General features: G+C 61.4%; 8 protein-coding genes. 2 read left to right on the top strand and 6 right to left on the bottom strand.

Going from position 1 to position 6,337, the window contains the following annotated elements; genetic code table 11:
• The coding region (locus BQ17_RS22450) for a hypothetical protein (RefSeq protein ID WP_218068149.1) at positions 1-314 on the top strand (314 nt) is incomplete at its 5' end.
• Between the two features lie 153 nt (positions 315-467).
• Here the strand turns inward: BQ17_RS22450 and BQ17_RS07125 are convergent.
• Positions 468-1,949, bottom strand: a complete 1,482-nt coding sequence (locus tag BQ17_RS07125) for an alanine/glycine:cation symporter family protein (RefSeq protein ID WP_176722335.1) — start codon at positions 1,947-1,949, stop codon at positions 468-470.
• Positions 1,950-2,151: 202 nt separating this feature from the next.
• On the opposite strand from BQ17_RS07125, the gene BQ17_RS07120 reads away from it, so the two are divergent.
• Positions 2,152-2,337 (top strand): hypothetical protein, encoded by a 186-nt coding sequence (locus BQ17_RS07120; RefSeq protein WP_141699147.1) that lies wholly within the window; start codon positions 2,152-2,154, stop codon positions 2,335-2,337.
• Positions 2,338-2,490: 153 nt separating this feature from the next.
• On the opposite strand, the gene BQ17_RS07115 is transcribed toward BQ17_RS07120, so the two are convergent.
• The 5 genes from BQ17_RS07115 to BQ17_RS07095 form a co-directional block, all read right to left on the bottom strand.
• Positions 2,491-2,721: a FeoC-like transcriptional regulator gene (locus BQ17_RS07115; RefSeq protein ID WP_089725628.1), complete on the bottom strand. Its 231-nt coding sequence runs from the start codon at positions 2,719-2,721 to the stop codon at positions 2,491-2,493.
• 22 nt (positions 2,722-2,743) lie between these two features.
• The gene (gene feoB, locus BQ17_RS07110) at positions 2,744-5,074 is read right to left on the bottom strand and encodes a Fe(2+) transporter permease subunit FeoB (protein WP_089725626.1); all 2,331 of its coding nucleotides are present in this window, start codon (positions 5,072-5,074) and stop codon (positions 2,744-2,746) included.
• A complete protein-coding gene (locus BQ17_RS07105) occupies positions 5,071-5,307 on the bottom strand; it encodes a FeoA family protein (RefSeq protein WP_089725624.1) in 237 nt (78 codons plus the stop codon). Before BQ17_RS07105 ends, feoB begins: the two co-directional genes overlap by 4 nt.
• 213 nt (positions 5,308-5,520) lie before the next feature.
• Positions 5,521-5,766: a FeoA family protein gene (locus tag BQ17_RS07100; protein WP_256091507.1), complete on the bottom strand. Its 246-nt coding sequence runs from the start codon at positions 5,764-5,766 to the stop codon at positions 5,521-5,523.
• Positions 5,767-5,776: 10 nt separating this feature from the next.
• The gene (locus tag BQ17_RS07095; RefSeq protein ID WP_089725622.1) at positions 5,777-6,130 is read right to left on the bottom strand and encodes an HMA2 domain-containing protein; all 354 of its coding nucleotides are present in this window, start codon (positions 6,128-6,130) and stop codon (positions 5,777-5,779) included.
• Positions 6,131-6,337 lie beyond the last annotated feature (207 nt).

Genomic DNA, 6,337 nt, shown 5'->3' with positions numbered 1-6,337 from the left:
TCTTTCAGACGGCTTACGGACCCCATCACCAGCTGGCGGCAACGCTCAGAGCAGACGCCTTCCGGGCCGCACCGGATAACGCCGCACAGCCGGCAGGTTTGATTCCCGTGTATACCACCGGCCTGATGCTCTCCGCGGCGCGCAGCTGCCAGCTTCCCACGCAGCGCGTGGGAACGAGAAAGACCGCGTCGGGCGTCACCTTTTACGATACCCTCCCTCCGAGGGTGTCGCAAAAGCCCCTCTCCCGCCGGGAGAGGGGTTGGGGAGAGCCGGGAGAGGGGTTGGGGAGAGGGGATCAAAAAATCTCCACTTGAGAATTTACCACTACCGTCCTGAATTATCCGGCGTTGGTTGTGGGACAAAGATCCCTCCTGCGTCGGGATAGGTTTGACATATCGGGTTACGGCATGTTCGGTCCTGTCGCTGTGCTTTCGGGATCAGACAACGCCAAATAATTCAGGATTGCTTCAGACCTTACCCGCCGCCTGGAAATAATCCCGCGTTATCTTGAACACCACGGGACTCAGCAAGAGCAGCGCAATCAGATTCGGCACGGCCATCAGGGCATTCAGGGTATCTGCGACAAGCCACATGAAGTCCAGGCTGATGGTTGCCCCGAAGGGGATCGCGAGTACCCAGAGCACCCGGAACGGCACGATGGCGTGGATGCCGAACAGATATTCCACGCAGCGCTCGCCGTAGACGCTCCATCCCAGGATGGTGGTAAAGGCAAACAGGGCCAGCCCCAAGGTCACGATATAACCCCCGATGCCGGGCAGCTCGCTGGAAAAGGCCGCAGCCGACAAGCTGGCACCGGTCTGGACCTTGTCGAACGTCACCGCTTCCCCTTCCGATGCGAGTGCGCAGGTATTTTTTGTCTGCCCGATGCCCCAGGACGTGCTGACCTCCTGCGCCGTTTCCCCTCCCTTGCCGACACATTCCAGGTACTCGGGATTCTCGACCTTCCACTGACCCGAGGTCACGATCACGAGCCCGGTTATGGTGCATATGATCAGGGTATCGATGAAGGTCCCCAGCATCGCCACAGCGCCCTGGTGTACCGGGTTGTCCGTCTTAGCCGCTGCATGCGCGATGGGGGCACTGCCCAGTCCGGCCTCGTTGGAGAAGATGCCCCGCGCGACCCCGAAGCGAATGGCGAGCATCACGGTCGCCCCCGCAAAGCCGCCAAGCTCGGCGCTGGGGGTAAAAGCATAGGAAAAGATCAGTGTCAAGGCGGCGGGGATCTCGGCGCTATTGATCACCAGCACCGTCAGGCCGCCGAGGACATAGGCGACGGCCATGAAGGGGACCAGCTTACCAGCCACCCGGGCTATCCAGCGGATACCCCCGATCAGCACCAGCCCCACCAGCACGGCCATGACGATACCCGTGATCCAGTAGTCGATGTGGAACTTGGTCTCCAAGGCGTCGGCGACCGAATTCGCCTGCACCCCGTTGCCGATGCCGAATCCCGCCAGGGCGCCGAAGACGGCAAAGACGCCGCCCAACCAGATCCAACGCCTCCCCAAACCATTCTTGATGTAGTACATGGGCCCACCGACGTGATTCCCTTTCGCGTCGACCTCGCGGTACTTCACGGCCAGCACCGCCTCGGCGTATTTGGTGGCCATACCCACCAGCGCCGTACACCACATCCAGAACAGGGCCCCCGGACCGCCGATGGCGATCGCCGTGCCGACGCCGGCGATGTTGCCGGTGCCTATGGTCGCCGACAGCGAGGTCATCAGGGCATTGAAGGGCGTGATATCGCCTTTGCCCTGCTGTCTGCGCCCCGTCCACAGCATCCGAAACCCGTATCCCAACCGCGTCAACGGCATGGCCCGCAGGCCCACCATCAGAAAGAACCCGGTACCCAGGATCAGGACCAGCATGGGCGGTCCCCACACGAGACCGTTCAGGTCCCCGATCAGCGTTTTAATCAGCTCCAAAACAAATTCTCCCCGGTCGTGAGATCGAATGCTAAGCATATCCGAATATCGGTGAACCGTCCCGCACACCCCATGGCTTACGCCGGGTGGGCGCCTATAAATCTCACCGAGTTTGCAAGCCTGTCCGATTATGTTGGCGAGCCGTTACACCTCGTTTCCAATACTCGATTACCGAACGAATCACCCAATAAAAGAGTTGGTCTTGTCTGGGGCGCCGGCCGGAAAGCCCTTCGGGAATGCGCAACAGATATGCCAACGACGGATCGAGGCCGTCCGCGACCTTGTCGCCGAAGGCAAGCTCCTCGCGATGGACACCGATGACCAGAACCGCCTCAGAGCCCGGGCGATTCTTCAAACCATGGAAGACGCCTGGCATGCCGTGCCTTGACAGTGATTGACCTCGACCGTCAGGTGCGCGATGCCCGGTACCTCGGCAAGCAGCCTTTTATAATGGTCAACGGGACGCGGATTGTGGGTGACGACCGAGTCGATATCTCGGTTCGATCGCGCCCGAGGACGGGCATCTTCAACGCAGCCCAGCTTAACGCGGGGTGTTCTTCACCCATTCGTAAATCTCAATGGATGCCGGGTCGCATTTGCTGCAGCCGCCGCAGGTGGTTCCCGCGGGCAGTCGGCGAGCACGGCCCTTGCGCTCCAGGATTGCGAGCATGCCGCGTAGCGCCTCTGGATCGGATCCGAAGCGGTGAGACAAGTCAATCAACGAGGCGCGCTCCTGCTCGGCGAGGTAGGCGGTCAGCTCGGACAGAATCATCGAGGTCCTCCTTGTCGCCCGATCAGGCAGCCTCATGTGCAGCCAGCGCAGTCGTTGCCGGGTCACGCTGCACGCGATAGCGCATCATAAGCACGACAAAGGTGAAAATCGCTCCCATGCCGCCGATCCATGCCAGGGAGATCCCGGGGTGGCGCGAAAAGATCGCGGCCTGGTAGAAAAGGGTCGCCAGCATATAGCCCAGACCCGTGGTCCAGGCGGCAACGAAGAGCGTCCACCCCGGCGTGGTCTCGCGGTAGACCGCAGCGATTGCCGCCACGCAAGGGAAGTACAGCAGGATGAAGAGCAGGTAGGCGAATGCCCCGGCGGCGCCATCGAAACGCGCTGCCATGGTGCCGAAGGTCCCGGTGGTCACCTCCTGTGCCTCTGCTGCGGCTGCTTGGTCGCTCACATCCCCTATCCCTAAGCCGAGGGGATCGGCCCAGGTGCCGAGCGCATCGCCAAGGTTCGCGGGGATGCTCGCCAGGGCCTCGGAAATTCCGCCCCCCAGGGAATAAGGGGTTTCTTCCTCGACTTCGCCCGCCTCCGCGGCAGCGAGTGCGGAGTAGCTGGCATCTAGGGTTCCGACCACGGCCTCCTTCGCTAACACACCGGTGAAGATGCCGACGGCCGCGGGCCAGTTCTCCTCGTCGAGCCCCAGCGGGGAGAAGGCGGGCGCGATGGTGCGGCCGATCTCGGCGAGTAGCGACTTGTCGCTGTCCTCGTTGCCGATGCTGCCATCGGTTCCCACGCTGTTCAGCACGTTGAGCACCAATACCATGGGCACGATGACCTTACCGGCGCGGAACATGAAGCTCTTGGTTCGGTCCCAGGTACGGATCAGCACGCCCTTGAAAGTCGGCAAGTGATAGGGCGGGAGCTCCATGACGAAGGGTGTGCTCTCGCCCTGCAGCAGGGTGGTCTTCATGATGAGCCCGGTCACCACGGCTGCCGCGATTCCGATCAAGTACAGGCCAAACACGACATTCTGGCCACCGACGGGAAAAAAGGCGGCGGCGAACAGGGCATAGACGGGAAGGCGGGCGCCGCAGGACATGAAGGGGGCCATCAGCACCGTAAGAATCCTATCGCGCTGGTTCTCCAGGGTGCGGGTTGCCATAATCGCGGGCACATTGCACCCAAAACCCACGATCAATGGCACGAAGGACTTGCCGGGCAGCCCGATGGCACGCATGAAGCGGTCCATGACAAAGGCAGCGCGTGCCATATATCCGGAGTCTTCGAGAAAGGAGAGGAACAGGAAGAGGGCCGCGATGACCGGGATGAAGGTGGCCACGACCTGGATTCCCCCCCCGATACCGCCGGCCAGTCCCACGGTCAGCCACTCGGGAGAGCCGAGTCTACCCAGGACCTCCGCGAAGCCATCCACGAACAGCGTACCGGCAAGGATGTCGAAGAAGTCGATGAAGGCGCCGCCGATGTTGATGGTGAACATGAACATCAGGTACATGGCTAGCAGAAAGATGGGTATGCCAAGCACCCGGTTGAGCATCACCCGGTCGATGCGGTCGGAGCGGTTCGTAGAGACCTTGCCCTTCTGTTCGATCACGTCCCGGGCCAGGGCATGGGCTAGGCCATAGCGGGCGTCCGCGAGCAAGATGTCGATCTCTTCGGCCACATCGCCGGCGATAGCTTTGAGCTCCGTCTCCGACACCGCATCCCCGACCAGCTCGCGCGCCAGGTCGTCGCCCTCGAGCAGACGCGCGGCCAGCCAGCGCGGAGAGTCGCCGTTGCGCTCGGCGACCAATGAAAGCTTTGGCACCAGACCTGTAATGGCGTCTTCCAGGATGGTGTCGTAACGGATCTCGACCGTCGGTACCGGTTTCTGTTCGACGGCCTCGAGCAAAGCCCGCTTGAGCGCCTCGATCCCGTTACCCCGCGAGGCGACCACCGGCAGCACCGGGCAGCCCAAACGGTTGGCTAGCCCGGCCGCGTTGACGCGCCTCCCTTTCTCTTCAGCGACGTCGACCATGTTGAGGACGACGAGCAGGGGAACCCGCATCTCGACCAGCTGGGTCGTGAGATAGAGATTACGCTCCAGATTCGAGGCATCAAGGATGTTGACGATCAGGTCCGCCTCGCGCGCATGGACATAGTCGCGCGCGATCTGCTCGTCCAGCGACACCTCCCGGTCGGTGACATCCAGCGAATAGGTGCCGGGCAGATCGACCAGCTCGAAATCCGTCTCTTCGAAGCGGAACTGGCCAATCTTACGTTCCACGGTGACGCCGGGCCAATTGCCCACGCGCTGTTTCGCCCCGGTCAGGGTGTTGAATAGGGTCGTTTTGCCGCAATTCGGGTTACCGACGACGCCGATGGTGTAGGTTCCGCTCATGCCTTCTTCTCCACTTGAAGCGTCTCTGCCTCACCCTTGCGCAAGCTGACCGAGGTGCCGCGCACCCTGATTTCTACCGGATCTCCCATCGGAGCGACGCGGACTACTTCGAGCTCAGTCCCCGGCGTCAGTCCCATCGACAGCAGCTTCTTGCGGTAGGCCCTACCGCCTTCTTCGTAACCGGCGACCTGTCCCCGGTCTCCCACCGAGAGGTTTCTCAGGGTCGTGCTCATGACTCTCTCTTTCAGTTGCAACAGGTTTTACTGGGCTCCGTACTGCCGGGCGCAGACTTGGCCCCAATGCCATATCGACGCTGGAACGTCGGTATCTGCTCCCACGCTGGAGCGTGGGGAGCCAGCCGAAAATCAATGTGGTGGTTTTTAGACAGCCTCTTAACTTAATGGCATTGGACTTGGCCCGACATCGAAGCCAAGCGGAGTTTCCGCCTAAACGGGGATCACCAGGATCTTGGCGGCTATGCCGGCCCCCACTGCAATACGGCCCTCGCCCCGAGCAACCAGGAGTCCCGCCCCCTGCCGCTGGACGATACGAATCTCGCCACCAAGGTTCAGCCCGAGATCGGTAAGCCGTTGGGCCAGACTCCGCCCTGCGCGCACCGTGTGAATGCGCACCGGCGCGCCTTCGTCTGCCATGCTCAGCGGGAAAGGCTTCGCATCGTTGTCTGCGGGCACAGACGGCGCCTCAGATGAACGCGCCCACGAGGGTGCGTGCGGATTGTTCGACGGCCTTTTGCACGACCGCCCCGACCAGTGCCTTGCCGAACAGCTCGCCGGCCTTGCGGGAAACCTCGTCGCTACGGCTGGCGGCTCCAAGACAGCCGGATTGTTCCAATACGGAAAAGAGGTCCGATTGCCTGAGCAGCACTGGGTCATAGTGTACAGTGATACTCGCGGCATGGGGATTCAGTCGGACCTGACGCACGCCCGTCAAGGCGAGCAGCCTGCTCTCAGCAGCCCTTGCCTTCTCGGAGTGGCAGCAAAATGCCTTGGACCGCACGCGAATACGTCCCGGGACATGGTGGATATACTGGCTCATGGGAAGGGCTCCGGATTCTCGATGAGACACTGGAAAAGTCGGAGACTATATTAAAGGATATGTTGATGCAAACGCAAACTATTCTCAGTGTTGTTTGATTGTCGGAGTATGTCAAGCGGGTGAAACAGCTGGTTATGTGCGGTATGTTTCGAGTCGCCGACTACTGACTTAGACTGGAGGATATCCATGGGGAATCCAGCCATCGAC

The organism is Candidatus Thiosymbion oneisti, from assembly GCF_900092655.1.
GTDB classification, from domain to species: Bacteria; Pseudomonadota; Gammaproteobacteria; order Chromatiales; family Chromatiaceae; genus Thiosymbion; species Thiosymbion oneisti.
This window is presented reverse-complemented; position numbering and strand designations above follow the sequence as displayed.

Bases quoted from the DNA above. Each gene is read 5' to 3' on its own strand.
- BQ17_RS07115 (WP_089725628.1), bottom strand. From the start codon at position 2,721: ATGATTCTGTCCGAGCTGACCGCCTACCTCGCCGAGCAGGAGCGCGCC.
- feoB (WP_089725626.1), bottom strand. From the start codon at position 5,074: ATGAGCGGAACCTACACCATCGGCGTCGTCGGTAACCCGAATTGCGGC.
- BQ17_RS07105 (WP_089725624.1), bottom strand. From the start codon at position 5,307: ATGAGCACGACCCTGAGAAACCTCTCGGTGGGAGACCGGGGACAGGTC.
- BQ17_RS07095 (WP_089725622.1), bottom strand. From the start codon at position 6,130: ATGAGCCAGTATATCCACCATGTCCCGGGACGTATTCGCGTGCGGTCC.